26 protein-coding genes are annotated in these 24,200 nt (G+C 58.9%); 10 read left to right on the forward strand and 16 right to left on the reverse strand.

Going from position 1 to position 24,200, the window contains the following annotated elements; genetic code table 11:
• Nucleotides 1-201 precede the first annotated feature (201 nt).
• Both gltP and AC1DVE_RS02170 read left to right on the forward strand, forming a co-directional pair.
• Complete coding sequence (gltP, locus tag AC1DVE_RS02165; RefSeq protein ID WP_223531960.1) at nt 202-1,533, forward strand: glutamate/aspartate:proton symporter GltP; 1,332 nt, start codon at nt 202-204, stop codon at nt 1,531-1,533.
• Nucleotides 1,534-1,647: 114 nt separating this feature from the next.
• Complete coding sequence (locus AC1DVE_RS02170) at nt 1,648-2,877, forward strand: nucleoside recognition domain-containing protein (protein ID WP_223443495.1); 1,230 nt, start codon at nt 1,648-1,650, stop codon at nt 2,875-2,877.
• Here AC1DVE_RS02170 and AC1DVE_RS02175 read toward each other — a convergent pair.
• Nucleotides 2,859-3,956 (reverse strand): aminopeptidase, encoded by a 1,098-nt coding sequence (locus AC1DVE_RS02175; RefSeq protein WP_223455031.1) that lies wholly within the window; start codon nt 3,954-3,956, stop codon nt 2,859-2,861. The two genes, AC1DVE_RS02170 and AC1DVE_RS02175, sit on opposite strands and share 19 nt — an antisense overlap.
• Before the next feature lie 59 nt (nt 3,957-4,015).
• Here AC1DVE_RS02175 and AC1DVE_RS02180 point away from each other — a divergent pair, with 59 nt between their 5' ends.
• On the forward strand, nt 4,016-4,438 hold the full coding sequence (locus tag AC1DVE_RS02180) for a PA0061/PA0062 family lipoprotein (RefSeq protein WP_223455029.1): 423 nt from the start codon (nt 4,016-4,018) through the stop codon (nt 4,436-4,438).
• Between the two features lie 41 nt (nt 4,439-4,479).
• Nucleotides 4,480-4,902, forward strand: a complete 423-nt coding sequence (locus AC1DVE_RS02185) for a PA0061/PA0062 family lipoprotein (protein ID WP_223455027.1) — start codon at nt 4,480-4,482, stop codon at nt 4,900-4,902.
• 4 nt (nt 4,903-4,906) lie between these two features.
• Here AC1DVE_RS02185 and AC1DVE_RS02190 read toward each other — a convergent pair whose 3' ends face one another.
• Nucleotides 4,907-5,140 carry a DUF1161 domain-containing protein gene (locus tag AC1DVE_RS02190; protein ID WP_218431423.1) on the reverse strand — a complete coding sequence of 78 codons (234 nt, stop codon included), beginning with the start codon at nt 5,138-5,140 and terminating at the stop codon, nt 4,907-4,909.
• Between the two features lie 391 nt (nt 5,141-5,531).
• Between AC1DVE_RS02190 and AC1DVE_RS02195 the strand changes: the two genes are divergently transcribed.
• The gene (locus AC1DVE_RS02195) at nt 5,532-6,533 is read left to right on the forward strand and encodes an LLM class flavin-dependent oxidoreductase (RefSeq protein ID WP_150753719.1); all 1,002 of its coding nucleotides are present in this window, start codon (nt 5,532-5,534) and stop codon (nt 6,531-6,533) included.
• A gap of 68 nt (nt 6,534-6,601) precedes the next feature.
• On the opposite strand, the gene AC1DVE_RS02200 is transcribed toward AC1DVE_RS02195, so the two are convergent.
• A complete protein-coding gene (locus AC1DVE_RS02200; protein ID WP_056726693.1) occupies nt 6,602-6,823 on the reverse strand; it encodes a DUF1161 domain-containing protein in 222 nt (73 codons plus the stop codon).
• Between the two features lie 121 nt (nt 6,824-6,944).
• Entirely contained in the window at nt 6,945-7,160 is a 216-nt protein-coding gene (locus AC1DVE_RS02205) for a dodecin (protein ID WP_008002152.1), read from the reverse strand.
• Between the two features lie 157 nt (nt 7,161-7,317).
• On the opposite strand from AC1DVE_RS02205, the gene AC1DVE_RS02210 reads away from it, so the two are divergent.
• Complete coding sequence (locus AC1DVE_RS02210; RefSeq protein WP_223455026.1) at nt 7,318-7,641, forward strand: ElaB/YgaM/YqjD family protein; 324 nt, start codon at nt 7,318-7,320, stop codon at nt 7,639-7,641.
• Here the strand turns inward: AC1DVE_RS02210 and AC1DVE_RS02215 are convergent.
• Nucleotides 7,638-8,531: a LysR family transcriptional regulator gene (locus tag AC1DVE_RS02215; RefSeq protein WP_223455024.1), complete on the reverse strand. Its 894-nt coding sequence runs from the start codon at nt 8,529-8,531 to the stop codon at nt 7,638-7,640. The genes AC1DVE_RS02210 and AC1DVE_RS02215 overlap by 4 nt on opposite strands.
• 124 nt (nt 8,532-8,655) lie before the next feature.
• Between AC1DVE_RS02215 and trpB the strand changes: the two genes are divergently transcribed.
• Nucleotides 8,656-9,876: a tryptophan synthase subunit beta gene (gene trpB / locus AC1DVE_RS02220; RefSeq protein ID WP_223455022.1), complete on the forward strand. Its 1,221-nt coding sequence runs from the start codon at nt 8,656-8,658 to the stop codon at nt 9,874-9,876.
• Complete coding sequence (trpA, locus tag AC1DVE_RS02225) at nt 9,876-10,688, forward strand: tryptophan synthase subunit alpha (protein WP_477783687.1); 813 nt, start codon at nt 9,876-9,878, stop codon at nt 10,686-10,688. The genes trpB and trpA overlap by 1 nt, the downstream gene beginning before the upstream one ends.
• A 159-nt stretch (nt 10,689-10,847) precedes the next feature.
• Here the strand turns inward: trpA and AC1DVE_RS02230 are convergent, their stop codons facing one another.
• From AC1DVE_RS02230 to AC1DVE_RS02280, 11 genes are all read right to left on the reverse strand, one after another.
• The gene (locus AC1DVE_RS02230; RefSeq protein WP_223455018.1) at nt 10,848-12,809 is read right to left on the reverse strand and encodes a DUF7844 domain-containing protein; all 1,962 of its coding nucleotides are present in this window, start codon (nt 12,807-12,809) and stop codon (nt 10,848-10,850) included.
• Nucleotides 12,806-13,126 carry a DUF2388 domain-containing protein gene (locus AC1DVE_RS02235; RefSeq protein WP_008002141.1) on the reverse strand — a complete coding sequence of 107 codons (321 nt, stop codon included), beginning with the start codon at nt 13,124-13,126 and terminating at the stop codon, nt 12,806-12,808. Before AC1DVE_RS02235 ends, AC1DVE_RS02230 begins: the two co-directional genes overlap by 4 nt.
• A 27-nt stretch (nt 13,127-13,153) precedes the next feature.
• The gene (locus tag AC1DVE_RS02240; protein WP_223455016.1) at nt 13,154-13,471 is read right to left on the reverse strand and encodes a DUF2388 domain-containing protein; all 318 of its coding nucleotides are present in this window, start codon (nt 13,469-13,471) and stop codon (nt 13,154-13,156) included.
• 107 nt (nt 13,472-13,578) lie between these two features.
• Nucleotides 13,579-13,899, reverse strand: coding sequence for a DUF2388 domain-containing protein (locus AC1DVE_RS02245; RefSeq protein WP_223455015.1), 321 nt, complete (start codon nt 13,897-13,899; stop codon nt 13,579-13,581).
• A 142-nt stretch (nt 13,900-14,041) separates the two neighbouring features.
• Entirely contained in the window at nt 14,042-14,251 is a 210-nt protein-coding gene (locus AC1DVE_RS02250; protein ID WP_223455013.1) for a DUF1127 domain-containing protein, read from the reverse strand.
• Between the two features lie 258 nt (nt 14,252-14,509).
• Entirely contained in the window at nt 14,510-14,725 is a 216-nt protein-coding gene (locus tag AC1DVE_RS02255; RefSeq protein ID WP_030129620.1) for a DUF1127 domain-containing protein, read from the reverse strand.
• A 319-nt stretch (nt 14,726-15,044) separates the two neighbouring features.
• Complete coding sequence (locus AC1DVE_RS02260) at nt 15,045-16,538, reverse strand: acetyl-CoA hydrolase/transferase family protein (RefSeq protein ID WP_223455012.1); 1,494 nt, start codon at nt 16,536-16,538, stop codon at nt 15,045-15,047.
• Nucleotides 16,539-16,751: 213 nt separating this feature from the next.
• On the reverse strand, nt 16,752-18,188 hold the full coding sequence (locus AC1DVE_RS02265) for an NAD(P)(+) transhydrogenase (Re/Si-specific) subunit beta (protein WP_223455010.1): 1,437 nt from the start codon (nt 18,186-18,188) through the stop codon (nt 16,752-16,754).
• Entirely contained in the window at nt 18,185-18,541 is a 357-nt protein-coding gene (locus AC1DVE_RS02270; RefSeq protein WP_008047189.1) for an NAD(P) transhydrogenase subunit alpha part 2, read from the reverse strand. Before AC1DVE_RS02270 ends, AC1DVE_RS02265 begins: the two co-directional genes overlap by 4 nt.
• A gap of 11 nt (nt 18,542-18,552) precedes the next feature.
• Nucleotides 18,553-19,674 carry a Re/Si-specific NAD(P)(+) transhydrogenase subunit alpha gene (locus tag AC1DVE_RS02275; RefSeq protein ID WP_223455008.1) on the reverse strand — a complete coding sequence of 374 codons (1,122 nt, stop codon included), beginning with the start codon at nt 19,672-19,674 and terminating at the stop codon, nt 18,553-18,555.
• Nucleotides 19,675-20,109: 435 nt separating this feature from the next.
• A complete protein-coding gene (locus AC1DVE_RS02280; protein WP_223455006.1) occupies nt 20,110-21,009 on the reverse strand; it encodes a LysR family transcriptional regulator in 900 nt (299 codons plus the stop codon).
• A gap of 157 nt (nt 21,010-21,166) precedes the next feature.
• Here AC1DVE_RS02280 and AC1DVE_RS02285 point away from each other — a divergent pair, with 157 nt between their 5' ends.
• The gene (locus AC1DVE_RS02285) at nt 21,167-22,348 is read left to right on the forward strand and encodes an acyl-CoA dehydrogenase (RefSeq protein WP_046043971.1); all 1,182 of its coding nucleotides are present in this window, start codon (nt 21,167-21,169) and stop codon (nt 22,346-22,348) included.
• An 11-nt stretch (nt 22,349-22,359) separates the two neighbouring features.
• Entirely contained in the window at nt 22,360-23,580 is a 1,221-nt protein-coding gene (locus AC1DVE_RS02290; RefSeq protein WP_223455004.1) for a CaiB/BaiF CoA transferase family protein, read from the forward strand.
• The last annotated feature ends 620 nt before the right edge of the window (nt 23,581-24,200 follow it).

Here is a 24,200-nt window from a genome sequence, read left to right on the forward strand (position 1 = left end):
GATTCGGCATAGGGTAGGCGTTTACGGCATTAGACGGCGCTCCCTTGCATCGGAATAGTTGCGCCTTTTTTCGCCTGCCAGAGAGCCGCAAACACGCGTTCCGGGGCACCTTATACGGGGGGCAGATGCACTAGACTTTTTCGCCATAAGCGTTCCAGTTCGCGCATCTCCCTGAGTCAAACAACAAGTAAGGGTAAAGATATGAAGAAGGCAAAGCTTAGCCTCGCCTGGCAGATCCTCATCGGTCTGGTATTGGGGATTGCAATCGGTGCGCTGCTCAACCATTTCAGTGCCGAAAAAGCCTGGTGGATCAGCAACGTCCTGCAACCAGCAGGCGATATCTTTATCCGTCTGATCAAGATGATCGTGATCCCGATCGTCATCTCCTCTTTGATCGTCGGCATTGCCGGCGTCGGTGACGCCAAGAAGCTGGGGCGCATCGGCTTCAAGACCATCATCTACTTCGAAATCGTCACCACCATCGCCATCGTGGTCGGTCTGCTGCTGGCCAACCTGTTCCATCCGGGTGCCGGCATCGACATGAGCACCCTGGGCACGGTGGACATTTCCAAGTACCAGGCCACGGCGGCCGAGGTTCAGCATGAACACGCGTTCATCGAAACCATCCTCAACCTGATCCCGTCGAACATCTTTGCGGCCATGGTTCGCGGCGAAATGCTGCCGATCATCTTCTTCTCTGTATTGTTCGGTCTCGGTTTGTCGAGCCTGCAGGCGGACCTGCGCGAGCCGCTGGTGAAGATGTTCCAGGGCGTATCGGAAAGCATGTTCAAGGTCACTCACATGATCATGAACTACGCCCCGATCGGCGTGTTCGCACTGATCGCGGTGACTGTGGCCAACTTCGGCTTCGCGTCGCTGATACCGCTGGCCAAACTGGTGATCCTGGTTTACTTCGCCATCGCCTTCTTCGCATTCGTGATCCTGGGCCTGATCGCTCGCCTGTTCGGCTTCTCGGTGATCAAGCTGATGCGCATCTTCAAGGATGAGCTGGTACTGGCCTACTCCACCGCCAGCTCCGAAACCGTGCTGCCGCGCGTGATCGAGAAGATGGAAGCCTACGGCGCGCCGAAAGCCATTTGCAGCTTCGTGGTGCCGACCGGTTACTCGTTCAACCTCGACGGTTCGACCCTGTACCAAAGCATCGCGGCAATCTTCATTGCCCAGCTGTATGGCATCGACCTGTCGATCAGCCAGCAACTGCTGCTGGTACTGACCTTGATGGTCACCTCCAAAGGCATCGCCGGCGTACCGGGCGTGTCCTTCGTGGTACTGCTGGCTACCCTGGGCAGCGTCGGTATTCCACTGGAAGGCCTGGCGTTCATTGCTGGCGTCGACCGCGTCATGGACATGGCCCGTACCGCACTGAACGTGATCGGCAACGCACTGGCTGTTCTGGTTATCGCTCGTTGGGAAGGCATGTACGACGACGCCAAAGGCCAGCGCTACTGGAACTCCCTGCCGCACTGGCGCAGCAAGGAAAAACTGCCGGTGGGTGAAACCTCCAAGATCTGACACAAAACCCCTTGTGGGAGCGAACATCGCACAGACAAACCCCGGAGAAATCCGGGGTTTGTCGTTTCTGGCCACCCCGCTATCATTCGCGGATCTTTTGGGGGGATTTGACTGATGCTCAATGGCCTGTGGCTTGGCTTCTTCATCGTGGCTGCCGTATCGGCGCTGGCCCAGTGGCTGATTGGTGGCAATGCCGGGATATTCGCGGCGATGGTGGAAAGCATTTTTGCCATGGCCAAGCTGTCGGTCGAAGTCATGGTGCTGCTGTTTGGCACTCTCACTCTCTGGCTGGGTTTTTTGCGCATTGCCGAGAAGGCCGGGATCGTCGAATGGCTGGCCAAGGCCTTGGGGCCACTGTTTTTGCGCCTGATGCCTGAAGTCCCGCCGGGTCATCCGGCCATCGGCCTGATCACCCTGAACTTCGCCGCCAATGGCCTGGGGCTGGACAACGCCGCCACGCCGATCGGCCTCAAGGCCATGAAAGCGCTGCAAGAACTCAATCCCAGCGCTACCGTCGCCAGCAACGCACAGATCCTGTTCCTGGTGCTCAACGCCTCCTCGCTGACCCTGCTGCCCGTGACCATCTTCATGTATCGCGCCCAGCAAGGCGCGCCTGACCCGACGCTGGTGTTCCTGCCGATCCTGCTGGCGACCAGTTGCTCGACCATTGTCGGCTTCCTGTCGGTGGCGTTCATGCAGCGTCTGCGCATCTGGGACCCGGTGGTGCTGGCCTACCTGATCCCCGGCGCCCTCGCCCTCGGTGGTTTCATGGCGTTGCTGGCGACCCTTTCGGCGACTGCGCTGGCCGGCCTGTCGTCGATCCTCGGCAACGTGACGCTGTTTGGCCTGATCATGCTGTTTTTACTGATCGGCGCGCTGCGCAAAGTGAAGGTCTACGAGGCCTTCGTTGAAGGAGCCAAAGAGGGTTTCGATGTCGCCAAGAACTTGCTGCCCTACCTGGTGGCGATGCTCTGCGCGGTGGGCGTACTGCGCGCGTCCGGGGCGCTGGACTTTGGTCTGGATGGCATTCGCCATCTGGTGGAATGGGCCGGCTGGGACACGCGCTTCGTCGATGCGCTGCCGACGGCGATGGTCAAACCCTTCTCGGGTAGCGCCGCCCGGGCAATGCTGATCGAAACAATGAAGACCTCGGGCGTGGACAGCTTCCCGGCGCTGGTGGCGGCAACGGTCCAGGGCAGTACCGAAACGACGTTCTATGTGCTGGCGGTGTACTTCGGCGCCGTGGGCATCCAGCGCGCACGACATGCAGTCGGTTGTGCATTGCTGGCGGAGCTTGCCGGGGTGCTGGGCGCGATCGGGGTTTGCTACTGGTTCTTTGGTTGATCGGCCCCGCCAGCCAATGCTTTCAGCGCGGCCTTGCGCTTGTCCGTCGGCAAGGCGCCGAGCTTTTCCACGGCAGCGTAAAACTTGAGCCAGTCGCCATCCTCCTGATGGAACAGCGTGGCAAATGCCGGAACCCATTGGTCGTACAAACCAAACGGCAATAGCCGGGCATTATTCATGGGGGCATAGATCCAGGCATCGTAGCGTTTGTCTGCGGCCCACTGACTGTCGCGCAATTGCCGGTATTCGCTGCGCAAGCGCTCGAACTCGGCCGCCTTGCACTGGCGCATCTGTTCGGTTGGCAACGGCAAGGTGTAGAGCTTTTCCAGTCGGGTGCGGGTCTTGAGTACCAACTCAGTGAACTGGTCGCGTTGACGCGCCTGCGCATTGTTATCCGGTGGCAGTTGGCGGTAGGCGCGCCATTGGCGAGTACCTTCCTGCTCGACGAAGGTGGCGAAGGATTCGTTGAACTCCGTGTCGTCCTTCACATAGAAACGCTGATGGGCCAGCTCGTGAAAGATCAGCGTGGCCAGTCGCTCATCCCCCCAGCCCATCATCGAACTGATGATCGGGTCGTTGAACCAGCCGAGTGTCGAATAGGCTTCGACACCGCCAATCGACACGTCCATGCCCTGCAAGCGTTGCAAAGCTGCTTCGCCGCGGGCTGCGCTCTGGCTGTAGTAACCGCGATAGGCCACGCAACCGGCGATGGGGAAGCAGTGGTTTACGGGTTTTAGGGAAAATTCCGGCGTGGCGAAGACATTCCAGACGACGAAGGGGCGCCCAATGTCCGCGTACAAGCGGTAACTCTGGTTATCCGGCAGGTGCAATTGCTGGCTGGCGAACGTTCTGGCCTTTTGCGATTGCTCCAGGTGTGTACGCAGTTTTTGATCGCGCGCCGGGTCGGCAACCACGCTGGAAACAGGCTCCCTCGCCCGCAGCAACTGCAGTTGGCCGCTGGCCAGTTGGTTGTAATAGCTGATGCTGGCGCAACCGTTGAGCAACAAAAACAACACACCTGGAAACAAAACGCGAAAAACGCGATCAAGTAACCCAAGGCTAGGAAGCGGCCTGATCACAATAATTCTTCCTTGGAGAGTCTTTCCACAAGACTATCCCGCCTGACTGGAGCTCCGCTATGCGCATGATGATACTGGCAGGAGGCCTGCTGATGCTGGCCGGCTGTGCTTATTTCGGACTACCCCGCCCTGATCCTGCGCAAGCCTGGATCGACCTGGACTCGAAGCAAGAAGATACGAAGCTGCAAGCGCTGGAGGTCGATGACAAGGCCACCGACGATAAACGCTATTTCCAGGTCCAGCCTGGTAGCCATGAGCTGACGGTCCGCTACCAATTCTCGGTCCAGCCCACCAACATCGGCCCTAACGCCGAGCCGTTGTGGCGCGATTGCCAGTTGAATGTGAAATTCAACGACTTCAACGCGGGCGAGCGTTATCGGCTACAGGCGGGGAACATCGGCTTTCGGCCTTGGGCGAAACTCTACGATCAACAGCGAAAAGTGATTGGCCAAGGCACGCCTGCGGGCTGTCAACACTCCTGATCGGCGTTATGCTGAATGCATAACCCCTTGGGACATTCATCATGTACAGGTTGATGCTGTTGCTGGCTGCCAGCGTTGTCGCTGGCTGTCAGAGCCCGATGCCGACGGCTAATCCAAAGATGGCCTGGGTCGAATTTTCCACGCCCTTCCCTAACGATAAATTGCTGATGGCCGAGCGTCTGGATAAACAGCGCTTGGCCGACGGGCGTTATTTTGAGGTTATGCCCGGCAGCCATGAACTGATCGTCCGCTTCGACTTCGAAGTACCTGGTGGCGGGGGCTTGAACATGATGGGCGGCCCTTCTGAACGCATATGTTACTTGACCATCAACTTCGATCATTTCGAAGCCGGCCAACGTTATGTGCTTGAAGGCCGCTCGATTGCCTTCATTCCTGAAGCCAGGCTATACAACGCCAAGCGGGAGATCGTTGCAGAAGATCGGGAGTCTTACTGCTTGATGTGAGGTGTCAGCGGTCGTTCTTCTGGTAGATGATTTTCTTGGTGCCGTTTTCGCACGAGCCAACGACCATGTTCTGGTCATGGACCTCGTCGTTGGTGACGATTTCAAGCGTGTAGGCGGTGACGCCACTGGCCTGGATCTTGGCTTCGATCTCGGCCTTGAGTTCTTCGCAGGGTTTCGGCGCTGCGAGGGCCGAAGTGGTCAGTGCGCAACAGATAACCGCCAGGGCAAAACGTTTCATGTTTGAAGCTCCTTTGAAGCAGCACGCACAGTCATGGGTTTTCGCTGCTGTCATTTATTCGACCACAGTTTTAGCGCGCAAGTCTGTCGCGACGCAAAAAAGATCGCAGTCTTGAACATCTTCTACCGAATGATCACGGCATTTTGCTCAAGGCTGCGATCTTTTGTTTTCAACGAAAATCTAGCCGACCAATGTTGCCTCCAGGCTGATCTTCGCCTTCAGCACCTTGGACGCCGGGCCGTCCTGTCCGATCAATCCGCTTTTTTCGCGGGATTTTTTACCGGGCTATTGAAACTCGGGTATATGCCCACATTGCATGAACACGCTTTTGGATTCGGCAGGTTTGCGTTCGCAAGAACAAACCTGCGCCCTCAATTGGAGAAGCAGGTTTATGAAACGACTGTCCGATATCAAGTTCTCGACCCTCGATCTGGTGCCGGTGCGCGAGAACGGCAGCGCGGCCCAGTCGCTGCGCAATTCGCTGGACCTGGCACAGCATGTCGAGAAGTTCGGTTACAACCGCTTCTGGGTGGCTGAGCACCACAACATGGATGGCATCGCCAGTTCCGCGACTTCGGTGCTGCTTGGTTATCTGGCTGGTGGTACGTCGACCATTCGAGTCGGCTCGGGCGGGGTGATGTTGCCCAACCACGCACCGTTGGTGATCGCCGAACAGTTCGGCACCCTGGAAAGCCTTTATCCGGGCCGGATCGACCTGGGCCTGGGTCGCGCCCCCGGTTCCGACCAGATGACCGCACGTGCGTTGCGCCGTGAACGCTCCGGCAGCGCCGACGACTTCCCGGAAGATGTGGCGGAACTGGTGCGCTACCTCGGGCCACGTACACCGGACCAACGCATCATCGCCATGCCGGGCACCGGGACCAATGTGCCGGTCTGGTTGTTGGGGTCGAGCCTGTTCAGCGCACAGCTGGCGGGTGAACGCGGTTTGCCCTACGCCTTCGCCTCGCATTTCGCACCGCGCTACATGCATGAAGCGATTCGGGTCTACCGCAATCACTTCAAGCCGTCAGCCGTTTTGGACAAACCCTACGTGATGCTCGGTGTGCCTTTGGTGGCAGCCGATACCGACGAGCAGGCCGAGTACCTGGCGACTTCGGTGTTCCAGCGGATTCTCGCCCTGATGCGTGGCCAAAGCCTGGTACAACGTCCGCCTGTGAAGACCATGGATGGCCTGTGGCTGCCCCATGAGAAAGAGGCCGTGCACGATTTCCTTGGCCTGGCCATGATCGGTAGCCCGCAGAAAATCCGCGCCAAACTCGAAGTCCTGATCGAACAGACCCAGGCTGACGAGCTGATTTTCACCTGTGACCTGTACGAACATGCCGATCGCGTGCATTCCTACGAACTGCTGGCGCAGGTCATGCGGGGTTGATACTCAAACGGCAGGCATGAAAAAGCCGGCGCCACGGCGTCGGCTTTTTCATTCGGGCGAGAATCGGCCTACTTTTTATAGACGATCACTTTGGCGCCCTCTTCGCATTTGCCAACAACTTTCCCGCCGGCAGCGGCACCTTTGTCGACAATCTCCAGCGAATAACCGGAAACGCCCTTGGCATCAAGTTTCGCTGCGATTTCGGCTTTCAGCTCTTCGCATGGTTTGCCGCCCGCCAATGCGCTCCCCGCAAGGCTCAACAATCCTACTGCCAACATAAACTTCTTCATCGGTTGCATTCCCTGGTCGGATCATAGGGGTAACCAGCCGTCAGCCGGACGCACTCATGGAGTGCTTTGCCATTCCCTATGGCATTCGACCGGCGTGCAAGTTCAGAAGACTAGCCCAAAGTCAGCTGCTGGCAATCCGGAATCCGACTTTCAAGGTCACCTGAAAGTGTGCTGCCTTGCCGTCCCTGATGTGCCCGCGGGTCTCGGTCACTTCAAACCATTCCATGTACTTGATGCTTTTGCTGGCTTCGGCCAGCGCGTTATTGATCGCATCTTCGATACTGCTGGTGGACGAGCCAACCAGCTCGACTTTCTTGTAGGTGTGATGATCAGACATGGCGTTCTCCTCGGCGTGTGAATTACAGCCTAGCAGTGATTTTTCCTATTTCTTCTGTTGGCCGTTCTGAGGGTGAAGTTCATATTTTCTGCACTTTCTCGAGCCCATGAAGTCCCAACCAACACACGCCACTCATCACCAATGCAGGAGAGCCACCATGGCCAACACCTCGTTACGCAAAGCCTCATTGCAAAGCATGGAAGCCGAGATCGAGAGTCTGCTCAAGTCTTTGGAAAGCCTGAAGGACGACGCCTCGGATGAGTCGCGTAAAACCCTCAAGACCCTGAAAAGCAACGCCGAGAATGCCTTGAAACACTCGCGCCATCTGCTTGCCGATGCCTATGAAGAGGTCAGGGTCAAAACCCGCGAAACCGGAATCGCCACCCGGGACTACGCACAGGAACACCCCTGGACAACAGCCGGTGTCGCCGTGGGCGCATTGGGCCTGCTGGCCGCGTATCTGTTGTGCAGGCGTGATTAATCCGCTCGACGCAGCTCGTTCTTGAGCCACTGTGCCAGTTGCCGGGCGCGCCCGTCCGCGGCGCGCTTGGGTAGCCACAACGCCAGTTGCGCCGGGGTTTCACTGAAGCCCCAAGGTGCAACCAGGCGGCCGGCCTTCAAGTCCTCAGTCACCAAGGGTTCGGGGGCAATCGCCACGCCCAGACCCGCGACGGCGGCTTCCAGCAAGTAATACAAATGCTCAAATCCCTGACCGTACTTCAGCGCCCTGGCGTCGAGGCCCCGTGGTTGCGCCCAGTTCGGCCAGGCTTGCGGGCGTGAGGTGGTGTGCAGCAAGGGTTCGTTCAGCAGTGCGGTTTCCGGCGCTTGCTTGAGCCGTTCATAGCCGGCGAACCGAGGGCTCATGACCGGGCCGATACGTTCGCTGGTCAGCTCAAAAACCTGCATGTCCGCCGGCCAGGGTGGCTCGGCAAATACCAGCAAGGCATCCAGACCCGGTCTTCGCGGATCCAGATCGCCTTCTCCGGCTGACAGGTGCAGGCGCAAGTCCGGCAGGTCGGCATTGAGCCGCCCCAGACGAGGGATAAACCAGCGCGCCAGCAGGCTTCCTGAGCAACCGAGCACGAATGGCGCATCGGCTGTGCTTTGTGTGAGTTCGGCGCAAACGCTGCGCAGGCGCTCGAAAGCTTCGCTGCTGGCGTCACGCAGGCGTAACCCGGCATCTGTGAGTTTCAGGCCGCGACCGTCCTTGATGAACAGGCTTACGCCAAGGTGTTCTTCAAGCACCTTGAGCTGCCGGCTGACCGCGCCGTGGGTGACGTGCAACTGTTCGGCCGCCTGACTGACGCTGTTCAAGCGGGCAGTGGCTTCGAAGGCGCGAAGCGCGTTCAGCGGAGGAAGGTCATGGCTCATTTGATCTGTGAGTTTTCCTGACAGGTTGTGGCGATCTTATCGGTTTTCAGGCCGGGGCGTCAGGGGTAGAGTGAAGCCCACTATCTCTTTATGCATCACTTCACGCATTCAACTGGAGCGCCCCATGACCCAGACTAATCTGCGCAACGGCCCTGATGCCAACGGCCTGTTTGGCGCGTTCGGCGGCCGCTACGTTGCCGAAACCCTGATGCCGTTGATCCTCGACCTGGCCCGCGAATATGAGTTGGCCAAGGAAGATCCTGCATTCAAGGAGGAACTGGCCTACTTCCAGCGTGACTATGTCGGACGTCCAAGCCCACTGTACTTCGCCGAGCGTCTGACCGAGTTCTGCGGCGGCGCGAAGATCTACCTCAAGCGTGAAGAGCTGAACCACACCGGCGCGCACAAGATCAACAACTGCATCGGCCAGATCCTGCTGGCGCGGCGTATGGGCAAGAAGCGCATCATCGCCGAGACCGGCGCTGGCATGCACGGTGTGGCCACTGCCACCGTTGCTGCGCGTTTCGGTCTGGATTGCGTGATTTACATGGGCACCACTGACATCGAGCGTCAGCAGGCCAACGTGTTCCGCATGAAGCTGCTGGGTGCTGAAGTGATCCCGGTGGTAGCCGGTACCGGCACGCTGAAAGACGCGATGAACGAAGCCCTGCGTGACTGGGTGACCAACGTCGACAGCACCTTCTACCTGATCGGTACCGTGGCCGGTCCGCACCCTTACCCGGCAATGGTTCGCGACTTCCAGGCCGTGATCGGCAAGGAAACCCGCGAGCAACTGCAAGCCCAGGAAGGTCGCCTGCCGGACAGCCTGGTGGCGTGCATCGGCGGTGGTTCCAACGCCATGGGCCTGTTCCACCCGTTCCTCGACGACAAGAGTGTCGAGATCATCGGCGTTGAAGCCGCCGGCTACGGCATCGAGACCGGCAAGCACGCAGCCAGCCTGAACGGCGGCGTACCCGGTGTGTTGCACGGCAACCGCACCTTCCTGCTGCAGGACGATGATGGCCAGATCATCGATGCCCACTCGATCTCCGCTGGCCTGGACTACCCGGGCATCGGCCCGGAACACGCCTGGTTGCATGACATTGGCCGCGTTCAGTACACCTCGGTGACCGACGACGAAGCCCTCGCTGCATTCCACCAGTGCTGCCGCCTGGAGGGGATCATCCCTGCCCTGGAAAGCGCCCATGCCCTGGCTGAAGTATTCAAGCGCGCACCGATCTTGCCAAAAGATCACCTGATGGTGGTCAACTTGTCCGGCCGTGGCGACAAAGACATGCAGACCGTGATGCACCACATGGAACAATCCAAGCAGGAGAAACACTGATGAGCCGCCTGCAAACGCGTTTTGCCGAACTCAAGGAACAGAACCGCGCCGCCCTGGTGACCTTCGTGACCGCCGGCGACCCGAGCTACGACACGTCCCTGGCCATCCTCAAGGGCTTGCCAGCGGCTGGTGCCGACGTGATCGAGCTGGGCATGCCCTTCACCGACCCGATGGCTGACGGCCCGGCCATCCAGCTCGCCAACATCCGTGCCCTGGGTGCCAAACAGAATCTGGCGAAAACCCTGCAAATGGTTCGCGAGTTCCGCCAGGACAACAACGAAACGCCGCTGGTGCTGATGGGATACTTCAACCCGATCCACATGTACGGTGTCCCGCGCTTCATTGCCGAAGCCAAAGAGGCCGGCGTTGATGGCCTGATCGTGGTCGACCTGCCGCCCGAACATAACGGCGAGCTGTGCGACCCTGCACAGGTCGCGGGCCTGGACTTCATTCGACTGACCACGCCAACCACCGACGATGTGCGCCTGCCGACCGTTCTCAACGGTAGCTCCGGCTTCGTCTACTACGTCTCGGTGGCCGGTGTGACCGGCGCCGGTGCCGCCACGCTGGAACACGTCGAAGAAGCGGTCGCCCGTCTGCGCCGCCATACCGACCTGCCGATCAGCATCGGTTTCGGTATCCGGACACCGGAACAGGCAGCGTCCATCGCGCGTCTGGCCGACGGTGTTGTGGTGGGTTCGGCGTTGATCGATCACATCGCCAATGCCACCTCCCCGGAACAAGCCGTGGATGGCGTGCTGAGCCTGTGCTCGGCGTTGGCCGATGGCGTGCGTAAAGCCCGCGTCAGCTGAAGGTAAAGTTCCTGATACAGAGGAATTAGAGCCTCGCGGCACAAATTAAACAGCAAGGCCGAGGGCTTCAGGACTGCGTTCTGAAGCCCTTTTTGCTGTGTGTGTGGCTAAACGCTGTAAACCTTGTGGGAGCAAGCTCGCTCCCACAAGGTTGCGGTATCAAGGCAACTCTATCCCGCCTGACGCCTTGTGCAGTTTGCGCAGGTGCTCACCAATCTGCTTCACGTTGGCCTCGTTGGCGGCCATTTCGGCGGCACGGCCCGGTTCAAGCAACGCTCTCACTTCCTTGTCCAGATCCCCGGACAGCGCCAGGAGCTGCTTCTGGCGCTGGCTGCTTTCCGATTCCAGATGCTCCCACTCGCTCGGCTGTGGCAAGCCATAACCGTTGGTGCCCAGCAGCTCCGCCGGCCGGCTGAGGAAGCCACTGTTGGCGAGAATGTCCTTGAGCGTCTCGTTGGCCTTGTCCATGCCGCCATTCTTCAGCTCTCGGGCGCCCAGATAGCGCTGCTTCACTTCATCCTGGGCCAACAGCAACTGCCGACGGAAACTCGCTTGCTCCAGCAGAAGCAAGGCCGCACTGGTACGCAAGTCAGCCTGCTCGAACCATTGCCGGCGCTGTTCGGCCTTCAAGTCGAGCCAGTCTTCGACGGTTTCCTGTTTGATCGGCAAGTGCTTTTTTAGTATTTCGAACATCGCCTGATAGCGATCGCGGAAGGAATCGAAACGATAACCCAGACGCAAGGCTTCCCGCGGATCGTCCAGCACGCTGGTGTCCGCCAGTCCTCGGCCCTTCAGCACTTCGAGCAAACCGTTGGGCATGATGTTGTCGAGTCCCACCAATTGCGGGTTATTGGTGCCACCGCGCAGTAATTTCAGCTCTTCCACCGCGCAGTTGTTCGACAGGAAGAAGTAGTTGCCGTCGTAGCTCCAGTGCATCTCGGCGGCACGTCCCACCACGTCTTCAATCTCTCTGCGCGAAAGGTTCAGGGGCACGGAGGCCAGGCTGCGCAGTTCGGTCTTGGTGTATTCGTCGATGACCTGGGACAGCGGCAGGATAAACAGCCGCGACGGGTATTTACCGACCAGGCCATCCCAGCTCGACAGCTGTACGTCGCCGACGAAGGCGCGGTAAGACAGCACCAGATGCTGGTCCAGATCCAATCGGCAATCCGGTCCGCGTGGTCGGCCTGGCGCGCAGATCACCAGGCGCAACATGCTGTGGCCCCAGCGGCTGAACAGGTTCTGGTTGGCCTCGGCCAGCAGATAGTCAACGGCATAGACCCGCTCCGGATCGACCTGGCCCAAAGGTGTCTTGGCGAAGTCGTTGCCGGCATTGAGGAATGCGAAGGTCTTGCCGCAGGTGTCTTTGGTGGCGGGCGCCCAGCTGAAATGTTCCTTGTAGTAGCGGTACAGCGCGGGGCGGCGGCAGGCGTAGCTCGGGTCGAGGAGGAAATACTCCATGTTGACCGCGACGAACTCCTTCGCACTGCTGGTCTCGTAGATGTCCGGGCTGCGGGCAATCTGGCGATTGTGCTGTTCGCGTTCACCGCGACGGCCTACGTATTGCTGCCAGCCGGCGAGGTCGAGCAGGCGCGGATCGTCACTGAGGGTAAAACGCCGACCGGACTGGCCCCGGCATTGGTCGGGAATGCCAACCAGCCCTGAGGTGTTGTTGCGCTGGGTGCAGCGCTGGATCAGCTTGCGGTCAGCATCCGCCCACAGGCGCGAGCGATCGTAGATGTGAGTCAGCTCGTGCAACACCGTGGCCAGCATTTCCCGGCGTACGGTGCCATGGGGGCGATGGGTTTTCTTGGTCGCGGCGCTGCCATCGGTGAGGCCGGCCAGCAGGTTGCGGTTCAGATCGAGTTCGGACACCTGTGATGCCTGACCGTAGGCGTTGCTCGGCATGTCACTGGTCCAGCCGACATCGATGCGTCGATCGAGTTGCTCGATAAAGCGTGGCGGCAGTGCCTGCATGGCTTCATCGAGCAACGCCTGGCTGGCTTGCTGTTGCGCGGGAGTCAGACCTTCGGTCTTGAGCTGTAATTGAAGGCTTGCGTGGGCCGTGTTGCCGAGCAGCAACAGGGCCCCGACCAGCAGCCAGGCGCCTGGACGCTTCACAGTGCGAGGATGGCTTCGGCGAGATCCTGGTCACTGGCGTCACGGGCTTCCGGCACGCGAGTGCGCAGCAAATCGAAGGCGGACTCCAGGTGAGCGCCGCGAATGTCGCCATTGCTGGCAACGAAACTGGCGGCGTCGTCCTGGGCTTCGCGAACGATTTTCGAATCGCGGATGGACGTGGTGGTATCGGAGGTGAAATCGAGGGTGCGCTGGGTAGCACGGATCAGCATATTACTGGTGGCAACCAGAGTATGTGCCTGGGCCACATCGGCCAACAGCAGTAGGCCTAAGGTGGCAGCAATCAGCGGGTTACGCATGGAACGACTCCAGAAAAACAGGGATAACTATTGGACGAGAATTGCTTGTGCCAGTTCAAGGTCGCTGGCATGAAGTTTTGCCTGGGTTCGGCGCAGATACCGCAGGGCCGACTCCAGTCGTGCGCCTCTCAGTTGGCCGTCACTGGCAATGAATGCCGCAGCGTCATCCTGGGCGGCGAGCAGCAGTTTATGGTCGAAGGGGGCGCTGGTCACCAAACTTGTGGCGTAACCGCTGGCGACGATGCCTTGGGTGGACAGATTGAAGGCGTCATAAGCGTGGGCCGATCCGCAGCAAACAAGGGTAAGAAAGGCTGGAGCGATCAAGAGATTTGAAGGAAAACGCATGAGACTCGACAGTTGAAAGTGAGTCACAAGGCTAGCGCAAGGCCCGTTCTAGGGCCAGCGCCGAAACATTGGGACACGTCGGGTGTGCCCCATGTCTGTGCAGTCGTTTAGATCGTCAGAATCGCTTGCGCCAGTTGGGCGTCGCTTGCGTTCAGCTGTGGCACCTGGTGGCGAATATGGTCGAGTGCGCTTTCCAGTTTCACGCCGCGGATGGAACCTTCACTGGCGACGAAGCTGGCTGCGTCGTCACGGGCCGCGAGGACGATCTTGTCATCCTTGAACGAAGACGAGACGACATCGGTAGTCGCATCGGACGTGGCTTTGAGCGCATTGACGACAGCATCCGTGGTCACGATGAAGCTGCTGGCTTGGGCACTGGCAGCTACGGCAAACAAGGCTGCAGCGCTGAGCAGACGGAGACGGGACATGGGTAACTCCTTTGGGTAAACCAATTGAAAAATGGCGCAGTGTCTGCAAAGTCAGACGCCAGGCGCTTGGCGCTCGCCACGTTCTGATTTGATATTAGGCCTGAGTGTGTCAGTTCGAACAGTCCGTCATGCAAACAGGCAGTCAGCGCCAGAACGGTTTATCCAATTCATTGATGCGGTCGGCGTGGCTGATGCCAAGGTCTGATAGCTGACGATCATCGAGTTGAGCCAGTAAACGTCGTGTTCTCGCCCTTTCCAGGCTAGCGAAGAGCCCTGTCAGCAGATCTCTGACCCAGTGCAAGCAAGGTCTCGATTGAACTGAGGGGGTGGAAACATCCTGTAAAGAATTCATGGCGCGGTCCCTGTCCTGATAAGTAGAGGGCTCCATGCTGACACCGGCCGAACATCCACTACAGACACACTGCGACGATATTGTACTCATTCAGTTTGTATTCTTATCAAACTGTACTGGTCTTTAGGTTTGTCTACTGTAAGACCGGATTTGACAGGCCAAAACGACAAAACCCGTCGTGGTTTCCCACGACGGGTTTTGTTTTTTCAATTCGGGTTGCTGGCGGTGGACCTTCAGGTCAGAGCCAGCGACGCTAACTTAGCGCCAGAACGGCTTGCTCAGCTCTTCGTAGCGTTGTGCTTCGCTAATCCCGGCGTCAGCCAGCAGACGCGAATCCAGGCGAGCCAGTTGATGGCGGCTGGTAATGCGGCGCTGCCACAGCATCAGGTTGGCGATGACGCGCAGAGGCATGGAAGCCTGGGTTTTTGCAGCAGTGTCTTCGAAGAACAGTTCGGAACTGAGTGTACGTTCCATGGTTGACATCCTTCCGCTTATGGCGGGATTAGGTAGTGGTTTAACTGGTGCCCATGATCCTCTCGTTTGCCTAGTCTCTGTAGATACAGTTCATCTGTATTGTGAGAGCTCAGTTAACTGTTTATAGGGGGTGTACTGGTCGAAATTGAGGCAACTGTACCTATGCGCACTATTAAGGTGCGTAATTGCTGTTTTTGCTCGATAAGGTAGGAATTTTCCCTAGGAAATGACCAGTACAGCAGTACAGTTTTTTTCATATTGCGAAGAGGCAAGAGCAAGCTGACGAAACTGTGTTTGCGCCAGCTGCTATCTGTACCAATTACTTCTTCAGCATTTGCCCGGTTTCTTCCAGGTTGATGTGCCAGCTCAGGGCGTCACGCAGGATGTGCGGGGTGTGCCCGCCGATGGCGCACGCGGCGGTGAAGTAATCATTCAGCGCCTGGCGGTAATCCGGGTGCACGCACTTGTCGATGATGATCCGGGCGCGCTCCCGGGGCGCCAGGCCGCGCAAGTCTGCCAGGCCCACTTCGGTCACGAGGATGTCGACGTCATGTTCGGTGTGGTCAACATGGCTGACCATCGGCACCACGCTGGAGATTGCACCGCCCTTGGCGATCGACTTGGTCACGAACACGGACAGGTGCGCGTTGCGCGCGAAGTCGCCCGAGCCACCGATGCCGTTCATCATCCGCGTGCCGCAGACGTGAGTGGAGTTGACGTTGCCGTAGATGTCGAACTCCAATGCCGTGTTGATGCCGATGATGCCGAGGCGGCGCACGACTTCAGGGTGGTTGGAGATCTCCTGCGGGCGCAGAACCAGTTTGTCCTTATAGCGCTCCAGATTGCCGAACACATCGGCATTGCGCCGGCTCGACAGGGTGATCGAACTGCCCGAGGCAAAGCTCAGCTTGCCCGCGTCGATCAGGTCGAAGGTCGAGTCCTGCAGCACCTCGGAATACATCGTCAGGTCTTCGAACGGCGAGTCGATCAGGCCACACATCACCGAGTTGGCGATGGTGCCGATGCCGGCTTGCAACGGGCCGAGCTTGTTGGTCATACGCCCGGCTGCCACTTCTTGTTTGAAGAAGTCGATCAGGTGGTCGGCAATGGCTTGGGTCTCGACGTCCGGCGCCAGCACAGTGGAGGGCGAGTCAGCCTGGTTGGTGACGACGATGGCGACGATTTTTTCCGGTGGAATCGGGATGGCGGTGCTGCCAATGCGATCGTCGACCTTGACCAGCGGAATCGGCGTGCGGGTCGGACGGTAGGTCGGAATATAGATGTCGTGCAGACCTTCGAGATTCGGGTTGTGCGCCATGTTGATCTCGACGATCACGTGCTTGGCGAAAATCGCGAAGCTGGCCGAGTTGCCGACCGAGGTGGTTGGCACGATATGCCCTTGCTCGGTGATCGCTACGGCTTCAATCACGGCAATGTCCGGCAGTTTCAATTGCTGGTTGCGCAATTGCTCCACGGTTTCCGACAAGTGCTGGTCGATGAACATGACTTCACCGGCATTGATCGCCTTGCGCAGGGTGCTGTCGACCTGGAACGGCATGCGTCGCGACAACACACCGGCTTCGGTCAACTGCTTGTCGAGGTCGTTGCCCAGGCTAGCGCCGGTCATCAGGCTGATCTTCAGCGGCGTGACCTTGGCACGCTCGGCCAGCGCCTGGGGGACGGCCTTGGCCTCGCCGGCGCGAGTAAAGCCACTCATGCCGACGGTCATGCCGTCCTCAATCAGAGCGGCAGCGTCGGCAGCGCTCATCACTTTGTCCAACAACGAAGGCAGGCGAATACGGTCACGGTACATGGATTGTTATCTCGGGCAACAGGTAGCAGGACGTGCAGTCTAGTGAATTGCGCCAGCTTCTGTCCCGCTACCAAGGTCGCAATCCAGGCGTCTATTTCGGGCCTTTCGAGCAAAACACCGTTACAGGATCGGTAACAAAAGAATAGTTTGTCCGACGATTTGCGCAAACAAAAACGCCCCGACGAGTCGGGGCGTTCCGTGTGCCGTAGAGGGTTAGTCGACGGCTTTGACCATGTCTTCGATGACCTTTTTCGCGTCGCCGAACACCATCATGGTCTTGTCCAGGTAGAACAGCTCGTTGTCCAGGCCGGCGTAGCCGCTGGCCATCGAGCGCTTGTTGACGATGATGGTCTTGGCCTTGAACGCCTCGAGGATCGGCATGCCGGCAATCGGCGATTTCGGATCGTTCTTCGCGGCCGGGTTGACCACGTCGTTGGCGCCCAACACCAGCACCACGTCCGCCTGGCCGAACTCGGAGTTGATGTCGTCCATCTCGAACACCTGGTCGTAAGGCACTTCGGCCTCGGCCAGCAACACGTTCATGTGGCCGGGCATACGACCGGCAACCGGGTGGATCGCGTACTTCACGGTCACGCCACGATGGGTCAGCTTCTCGGTCAGTTCCTTCAGCGCATGCTGAGCCCGCGCTACCGCCAGGCCGTAGCCCGGCACGATGATCACGGTGTCGGCGTTGGTCAGCAGGAAGGTCGCGTCGTCAGCTGAGCCGGATTTCACCGGACGCGCTTCTTTCGAACCCGCCGGGCCGGCCGCATCCGCCGTATTGCCGAAGCCACCAAGCAGCACGTTAAAGAAGGAGCGGTTCATCGCCTTGCACATGATGTACGAGAGGATCGCACCGCTTGAACCTACCAACGAACCGGCGATGATCAGCATCGAGTTGTTCAGCGAGAAGCCGATACCCGCCGCTGCCCAGCCGGAGTAGCTGTTGAGCATCGACACGACCACTGGCATGTCCGCGCCACCAATCGGGATGATGATCAGCACGCCGAGCACGAAGGCCAGGGCCAACATCACGGCGAAAGCGGTGTAGTCACCGGTGAGCATGAAGGTCACGCCCAGGCCTAGTGTGGCCAGGCCCAGCAGCAGGTTCAGCTTGTGCTGGCCACTGAACTGTACCGGTGCACCCTGGAACAGGCGGAACTTGTACTTGCCGGCCAGCTTGCCGAAGGCAATCACCGAACCGGAGAAGGTGATTGCACCGATGGCGGCACCGAGGAACAGTTCCAGGCGGTTACCGGCCGGGATCGCGTCACCGAGTTGCGCAACGATGCCCAGCGACTGCGGCTCGACCACGGCAGCCACGGCGATGAACACCGCTGCCAGGCCGATCATGCTGTGCATGAAGGCGACCAGTTCGGGCATCTTGGTCATTTCGACGCGTTTGGCCATGATCGAACCGGCAGTGCCGCCGATCAGCAGGCCGACGATCACGTAGACGATACCGTCCTGGGCCAGCTCGGCACCGAGCTTGTAGATCAGACCGACCGTGGTGAGGATCGCCAAGCCCATGCCGAGCATTCCGAACAGGTTGCCGCGGCGCGACGTGGTGGGGTGCGAGAGGCCCTTGAGCGCCTGGATGAAGCAGACCGAGGCGATCAAATACAGGGAAGTAACCAGGTTCATGCTCATGCTTGCTGCACCTCAGCCTTGGCTGCTGCGGCTTTGGCTGCCGGCGCTTTTGCCGGAGCCGCTTTTTTCTTGAACATTTCCAGCATGCGCCGGGTCACCAGGAAGCCACCAAACACGTTCACCGCGGCCAGGGCCACGGCCAGGGTGCCCATGGTCTTGCCCAGCGGGGTCACGGTGAGGGCGGCGGCGAGCATGGCGCCGACGATCACGATGGCCGAGATGGCGTTGGTCACCGCCATCAGTGGCGTGTGCAGTGCAGGGGTGACGTTCCAGACCACGTGGTAGCCGACATAGATAGCCAGCACGAAGATGATCAGGTTGTAGATACCGTGAGAGATCAGCATGTCTTCCATTGTTTTTATCCTCAGCCGTTCTTGCGCACGATCTGGCCGTCGCGGCACATCAGGCACGCGGCGACGATATCGTCTTCAAGGTTGATCACCAGTTGTCCTTCTTTATCGAACAACAGTTTCATGAAGTCCAGCAGGTTGCGTGCGTACAGCGCCGAAGCGTCAGCCGCCACGGCGCTGGCCAGGTTGGTCGGGCCGACGATGGTCACGCCATTCTCGACAACCACCTGATCGGCCACGGTCAGCGGGCAGTTGCCGCCCTGGGCCGCCGCGAGGTCGATGACCACCGACCCCGGCTTCATCTGGGCCACGGTTTCCGCGCTGAGCAGCGTTGGTGCCTTGCGGCCCGGAATCAGCGCGGTGGTGATCACGATGTCAGCCTGCTTGGCGCGTTCGTGCACGGCCGCGGCCTGGCGCTGCATCCAGCTGGCCGGCATCGGGCGGGCGTAACCGCCGACACCGACGGCGCATTCACGCTCTTCATCGGTCTCGTAAGGCACGTCGACGAACTTGGCGCCGAGGGATTCGATCTGCTCTTTCACCGCAGGACGCACGTCAGACGCTTCGATCACCGCCCCCAGGCGTTTCGCGGTAGCGATGGCCTGCAAACCGGCCACGCCGGCACCGAGGATCAGCACGCGCGCCGCTTTCACGGTGCCCGCGGCGGTCATCAGCATCGGCATGAAGCGCGGGTAGTAGTGCGCGGCCAGCAACACGGCTTTGTAACCGGCGATGTTGGCTTGCGAGGACAGCACATCCAGGCTTTGGGCGCGGGAGGTGCGCGGCGCCGCCTCCAGGGCAAAGGCGGTAATCCCGCACTCGGCCAGCTTGGCGATGGTTTCGTTGCTGAACGGGTTGAGCATACCCACTACAACGGTGCCGCTTTTAATCAGCGCCAGCTCGCTGTCGCTGGGAGCGACCACCTTCAAAATCAGCTCTGCACCAAACGCGTCATTGGCGCTGCCAATGGTTGCGCCTGCCGCTTCATAGGCACTGTCGACTACGCTGGCATTAACGCCGGCGCCGCTTTGTACAGTGACCTTATGACCCTGGCTGATCAGCTTCTTGATGGTTTCCGGGGTTGCAGCAACCCGTGTTTCACCGGTCTGGGTTTCGAGAGGAACACCAATGTGCACGTCAAATCTCCTGCGTGATCTTATTGAGTAAACCCATGCACTACGGATGGTGCGGCTGGGGCGGCCGATCAGCACGATCCCGCCAAATCAGGGCGGGGCGCGGCATTTTGCAGGCGAACTTTGTGCCCTTCAAGGGATTATGACGGGTGACGGAAAATTAACTACAAGTCACCCCGTGACCGAATGTCGCAACCAACCGGGTCAATCCCTTGCAGACCGTGCTTTGCGAGGATTCTGGCCGAAATTGAAGAATTTACACATCGGCCGTATGAATGATGCGGCATCGCTTCGAAATAGTGGCGCAAAGCCGCGTGGTCAGCCGCTTGTGGGACGTTTGTACGACTTTTCGATACAGTTTGCTGGTATGCGACAAATACGTATATCTGTAGGGCTTTGATTTTACTGACTACGGGGTCAAGTAACGTTGAATAACCTTTATCCCTCTAGGCTGTAGCTGTGTGCTTGATTTACCAGCCAGTCACGAAATGCCCTTAAGGATGCGGATTCGACCTTCCGCTCAGGAATCATCAGGTAATAAGCCTTGATGCTGGACAGTGCTTGCGGGTTGGCGATCACCAGGCGTTTTTCTTTCAGCTCCCTTTGAATCAGGAACGGTGGAATCAGGGCAATGCCCATGTCGTGCATGGCCGCTTGGGCGAGCATGGAGAATAGCTCGTAGCGGGGGCCTGTCATGTCTCGCGGGACATTTATGTGTTGGGAGTCGAACCATTGGCGCCAGGCATAGGGGCGGGTGGTTTGTTGCAGAAGGGGTAAGTCGGCGATTTCTCCGGGCGTCAGACTAGTCTTGTTTCCGAGCAGGTTGGGGCTGCAAACGGGCATTGGATTTTCACCCATCAGCCTGTGGGATTCTGTACCCGACCAATCCGCGTCACCGAAGTAGATGGCGGCATCAAAATCAGTGTCGGCGAACAGGAACGGGCGCGTGCGGTTGGTCAGGTTGACCGTTACTTCCGGGTGCTTTTGCTGGAAGTCCTTGAGTCGCGGCAGCAGCCATTGGGTGCCGAAGGTCGGAACGACGGCCAATTCGATCACGTTGGTGCCTTGCTGGCCCATGACTGACAAGGTGTCGCGCTCAACCGCGTCGAGTTGAGTGGCCACTCGACGGCTGTACGAGAGACCAGCTTCCGTCAGCTTGACCCCGCGCCGCGAGCGTCGGAACAGTTCCACGCTGAGGAACTCTTCAAGGCTGGCGATCTGTCGGCAAATCGCTCCTTGGGTCAGCGAAAGTTCCTGGGCGGCCTTGGTGAAGCTCTCGTGGCGCGCCGCGGCCTCGAAGCTGATCAGGGCGGTGGTGCTGGGTATCTTTCTGCGCATGTACGTCAACCTCACTAATACATCGCATAAAGGCTCTTTTGCGACGTTTCGGAGTGAGAAATTAGCACAACAGTATGCGAAATCCTCGTTTGCCGTAGCGCCGATCCGGGCCTAGGATCAGTCCACGTTATTTGACCCGATTCGAGAGGACACACTCATGGGCGGTAAAGCTAGCTTCAACTGGATCGATCCCCTGCTGCTGGATCAACAGCTCACTGAAGAAGAACGCATGATTCGCGACACAGCTGCGCAGTTTGCTCAGCAGAGCCTTGCGCCGCGCATCCTCGAAGCTTTCCGTCATGAGAAGACCGATCCGGCGATCTTCCGCGAAATGGGCGAGATCGGTCTGTTGGGCGCAACCATCCCCGAGCAGTACGGTGGCAGCGGCCTGAACTATGTCAGCTACGGCCTGATCGCTCGTGAAGTCGAGCGCATCGACTCTGGCTATCGCTCGATGATGAGCGTGCAGTCCTCGCTGGTGATGGTGCCAATCAATGAATTCGGTACCGAAGCGCAGAAGCAGAAGTACCTGCCGAAACTGGCGTCGGGTGAGTGGATCGGCTGCTTCGGCCTGACCGAGCCTAACCACGGCTCCGACCCGGGTGCGATGATCAGTCGTGCGCGCAAAGTGGAAGGCGGCTACAGCCTCACCGGCAGCAAGATGTGGATCACCAACAGCCCGATCGCCGATGTGTTCGTGGTCTGGGCCAAGGACGATGCCGGTGACATTCGCGGCTTCGTTCTGGAGAAAGGCTGGAAAGGCCTGAGCGCTCCGGCGATTCACGGCAAGGTGGGCCTGCGGGCATCGATCACCGGTGAAATCGTGATGGACAACGTGTTCGTGCCAGAAGAGAACATTTTCCCGGATGTCCGTGGCCTGAAAGGTCCTTTCACTTGCCTCAACTCGGCACGTTACGGCATCTCCTGGGGTGCGCTGGGTGCAGCCGAGTTCTGCTGGCACACCGCTCGCCAGTACACCCTGGATCGTCAGCAGTTCGGTCGCCCGCTGGCCGCCACTCAGTTGATCCAGAAGAAGCTGGCCGACATGCAGACTGAAATCACCATGGCGCTGCAAGGCTGCCTGCGTCTGGGTCGCATGAAGGACGAAGGGACCGCTGCAGTCGAAATTACCTCGATGATGAAGCGCAACTCTTGCGGCAAGTCCCTGGACATCGCGCGCATGGCCCGCGATATGTTGGGCGGTAACGGCATCTCCGATGAATTCGGTGTTGCGCGTCACCTGGTCAACCTGGAAGTGGTGAACACCTATGAAGGTACTCATGACGTCCATGCACTGATCCTCGGTCGTGCGCAAACCGGCCTCCAGGCGTTCTATTAAGGAGAACGTCCATGGGCGCGCTATCGCATCTACGGGTACTGGATTTATCGCGGGTGCTGGCCGGGCCTTGGGCCGGGCAGATCCTGGCCGACCTTGGCGCTGAAGTGATCAAGGTCGAGCGTCCGGGTAACGGCGATGACACGCGCGCCTGGGGGCCACCGTTCCTTAAAGACGCTTATGGCGAGAACACCAGCGAGGCTGCCTATTACTTGTCGGCCAATCGCAACAAGCAATCGGTCACCATCGACTTCACTCGCCCTGAAGGGCAGAAGCTGGTGCGTGAGTTGGCGGCCAAGTCGGACATTCTGATCGAGAACTTCAAGGTCGGCGGTCTGGCGGCTTATGGCCTGGACTATGAGTCGCTGAAGGCGATCAATCCGGATCTGATCTATTGCTCGATCACCGGGTTCGGCCAGACCGGTCCTTACGCCAAGCGTGCGGGTTATGACTTCATGATCCAGGGGTTGGGCGGCCTCATGAGCCTGACGGGGCGACCTGAAGGCGAAGAAGGCGCGGGGCCGGTAAAGGTTGGCGTGGCGCTGACGGATATCCTGACCGGGCTGTATTCGACTGTCGCGATCCTGGCTGCGCTTGCGCATCGGGACCACGACGGCGGTGGTCAGCATATCGATATGGCTCTGCTGGACGTGCAGGTGGCTTGTCTGGCCAACCAGGCTATGAACTACCTGACGACAGGCAATGCGCCTAAACGCCTGGGTAATGCTCATCCGAACATCGTGCCCTATCAGGATTTTCCTACGGCGGATGGCGATTTCATCCTTACCGTCGGGAACGATGGTCAGTTCCGCAAGTTCGCGGAAGTGGCCGGGCAACCGCAGTGGGCGGACGATCCGCGTTTTGCGACCAACAAGCTGCGGGTGGCAAACAGGGCATTACTGATTCCGCTGATCCGCCAGGCAACGGTGTTCAAGACTACCTCTGAGTGGGTGGCGCAGCTGGAACAGGCTGGCGTGCCGTGCGGGCCTATCAATGACGTGGCGCAGATGTTTGCCGACCCTCAGGTGAAGGCGCGTGGGTTGGCTATCGAGCTGCCGCATGCGCTGGCCGGGATGGTGCCTCAGGTGGCGAGCCCGATTCGACTGTCGGAAACGCCGGTGGAGTACCGTTTTGCACCTCCTCTGCTGGGTGAGCACACGCTGGAAGTTTTGCAGCGGGTGTTGGGCCTGGATGCCGGGGCGGTGTCCGCATTCAAGGCTTCGGGCGTTCTCTGACTGGTCTCTTCTATATAGAGGGGTGTTTCGGCTCCTCTATATAGGCTTCCTTTGGGCGGTTTTGCTGCATTCTGCAGCTTATTGATAGAAAACCTAAATCAACGCTTGACGGCAGATTCTGGAAGCCTATAATTCGCCCCACTTCCGGCGCAGTCGAAACGGAAAACTCCTTGGTAAACAACGAGTTGCGCAGTTTTCGGCAGCAGGTTGCTTCAGGTCATCGAAGCCGAAAGGGAGTTGAAAAAGAGGTGTTGACAGCGGCGTGTAACGCTGTAGAATTCGCCTCCCGCTGACGAGAGATCTGAGGCGCAAGTGGTTGAAGTTGAAAAGGAAACTTGGAAAACTTCTGAAAAATACCACTTGACAGCAAATGAGGCTGCTGTAGAATGCGCGCCTCGGTTGAGATGAAAGATCTTAACCAACCGCTCTTTAACAACTGAATCAAGCAATTCGTGTGGGTGCTTGTGGAGTCAGACTGCTAGTCAACAGATTATCAGCATCACAAGTTACTCCGCGAGAAATCAAAGATGTAACCAACGATTGCTGAGCCAAGTTTAGGGTTTTCTCAAAACCCAAAGATGTTTGAACTGAAGAGTTTGATCATGGCTCAGATTGAACGC

The organism is Pseudomonas sp. P4_B4, assembly GCF_056402255.1.

Excerpts from the sequence above, each read along its gene's own strand:
- gltP (WP_223531960.1), top strand. The coding sequence starts at position 202 with ATGAAGAAGGCAAAGCTTAGCCTCGCCTGGCAGATCCTCATCGGTCTG.
- AC1DVE_RS02170 (WP_223443495.1), top strand. The coding sequence starts at position 1,648 with ATGCTCAATGGCCTGTGGCTTGGCTTCTTCATCGTGGCTGCCGTATCG.
- AC1DVE_RS02180 (WP_223455029.1), top strand. The coding sequence starts at position 4,016 with ATGCGCATGATGATACTGGCAGGAGGCCTGCTGATGCTGGCCGGCTGT.
- AC1DVE_RS02185 (WP_223455027.1), top strand. The coding sequence starts at position 4,480 with ATGTACAGGTTGATGCTGTTGCTGGCTGCCAGCGTTGTCGCTGGCTGT.
- AC1DVE_RS02190 (WP_218431423.1), bottom strand. The coding sequence starts at position 5,140 with ATGAAACGTTTTGCCCTGGCGGTTATCTGTTGCGCACTGACCACTTCG.
- AC1DVE_RS02195 (WP_150753719.1), top strand. The coding sequence starts at position 5,532 with ATGAAACGACTGTCCGATATCAAGTTCTCGACCCTCGATCTGGTGCCG.
- AC1DVE_RS02200 (WP_056726693.1), bottom strand. The coding sequence starts at position 6,823 with ATGAAGAAGTTTATGTTGGCAGTAGGATTGTTGAGCCTTGCGGGGAGC.
- AC1DVE_RS02205 (WP_008002152.1), bottom strand. The coding sequence starts at position 7,160 with ATGTCTGATCATCACACCTACAAGAAAGTCGAGCTGGTTGGCTCGTCC.
- AC1DVE_RS02210 (WP_223455026.1), top strand. The coding sequence starts at position 7,318 with ATGGCCAACACCTCGTTACGCAAAGCCTCATTGCAAAGCATGGAAGCC.
- AC1DVE_RS02215 (WP_223455024.1), bottom strand. The coding sequence starts at position 8,531 with ATGAGCCATGACCTTCCTCCGCTGAACGCGCTTCGCGCCTTCGAAGCC.
- trpB (WP_223455022.1), top strand. The coding sequence starts at position 8,656 with ATGACCCAGACTAATCTGCGCAACGGCCCTGATGCCAACGGCCTGTTT.
- trpA (WP_477783687.1), top strand. The coding sequence starts at position 9,876 with ATGAGCCGCCTGCAAACGCGTTTTGCCGAACTCAAGGAACAGAACCGC.
- AC1DVE_RS02235 (WP_008002141.1), bottom strand. The coding sequence starts at position 13,126 with ATGCGTAACCCGCTGATTGCTGCCACCTTAGGCCTACTGCTGTTGGCC.
- AC1DVE_RS02240 (WP_223455016.1), bottom strand. The coding sequence starts at position 13,471 with ATGCGTTTTCCTTCAAATCTCTTGATCGCTCCAGCCTTTCTTACCCTT.
- AC1DVE_RS02245 (WP_223455015.1), bottom strand. The coding sequence starts at position 13,899 with ATGTCCCGTCTCCGTCTGCTCAGCGCTGCAGCCTTGTTTGCCGTAGCT.
- AC1DVE_RS02250 (WP_223455013.1), bottom strand. The coding sequence starts at position 14,251 with ATGAATTCTTTACAGGATGTTTCCACCCCCTCAGTTCAATCGAGACCT.
- AC1DVE_RS02255 (WP_030129620.1), bottom strand. The coding sequence starts at position 14,725 with ATGGAACGTACACTCAGTTCCGAACTGTTCTTCGAAGACACTGCTGCA.
- AC1DVE_RS02260 (WP_223455012.1), bottom strand. The coding sequence starts at position 16,538 with ATGTACCGTGACCGTATTCGCCTGCCTTCGTTGTTGGACAAAGTGATG.
- AC1DVE_RS02265 (WP_223455010.1), bottom strand. The coding sequence starts at position 18,188 with ATGAGCATGAACCTGGTTACTTCCCTGTATTTGATCGCCTCGGTCTGC.
- AC1DVE_RS02270 (WP_008047189.1), bottom strand. The coding sequence starts at position 18,541 with ATGGAAGACATGCTGATCTCTCACGGTATCTACAACCTGATCATCTTC.
- AC1DVE_RS02280 (WP_223455006.1), bottom strand. The coding sequence starts at position 21,009 with ATGCGCAGAAAGATACCCAGCACCACCGCCCTGATCAGCTTCGAGGCC.
- AC1DVE_RS02285 (WP_046043971.1), top strand. The coding sequence starts at position 21,167 with ATGGGCGGTAAAGCTAGCTTCAACTGGATCGATCCCCTGCTGCTGGAT.
- AC1DVE_RS02290 (WP_223455004.1), top strand. The coding sequence starts at position 22,360 with ATGGGCGCGCTATCGCATCTACGGGTACTGGATTTATCGCGGGTGCTG.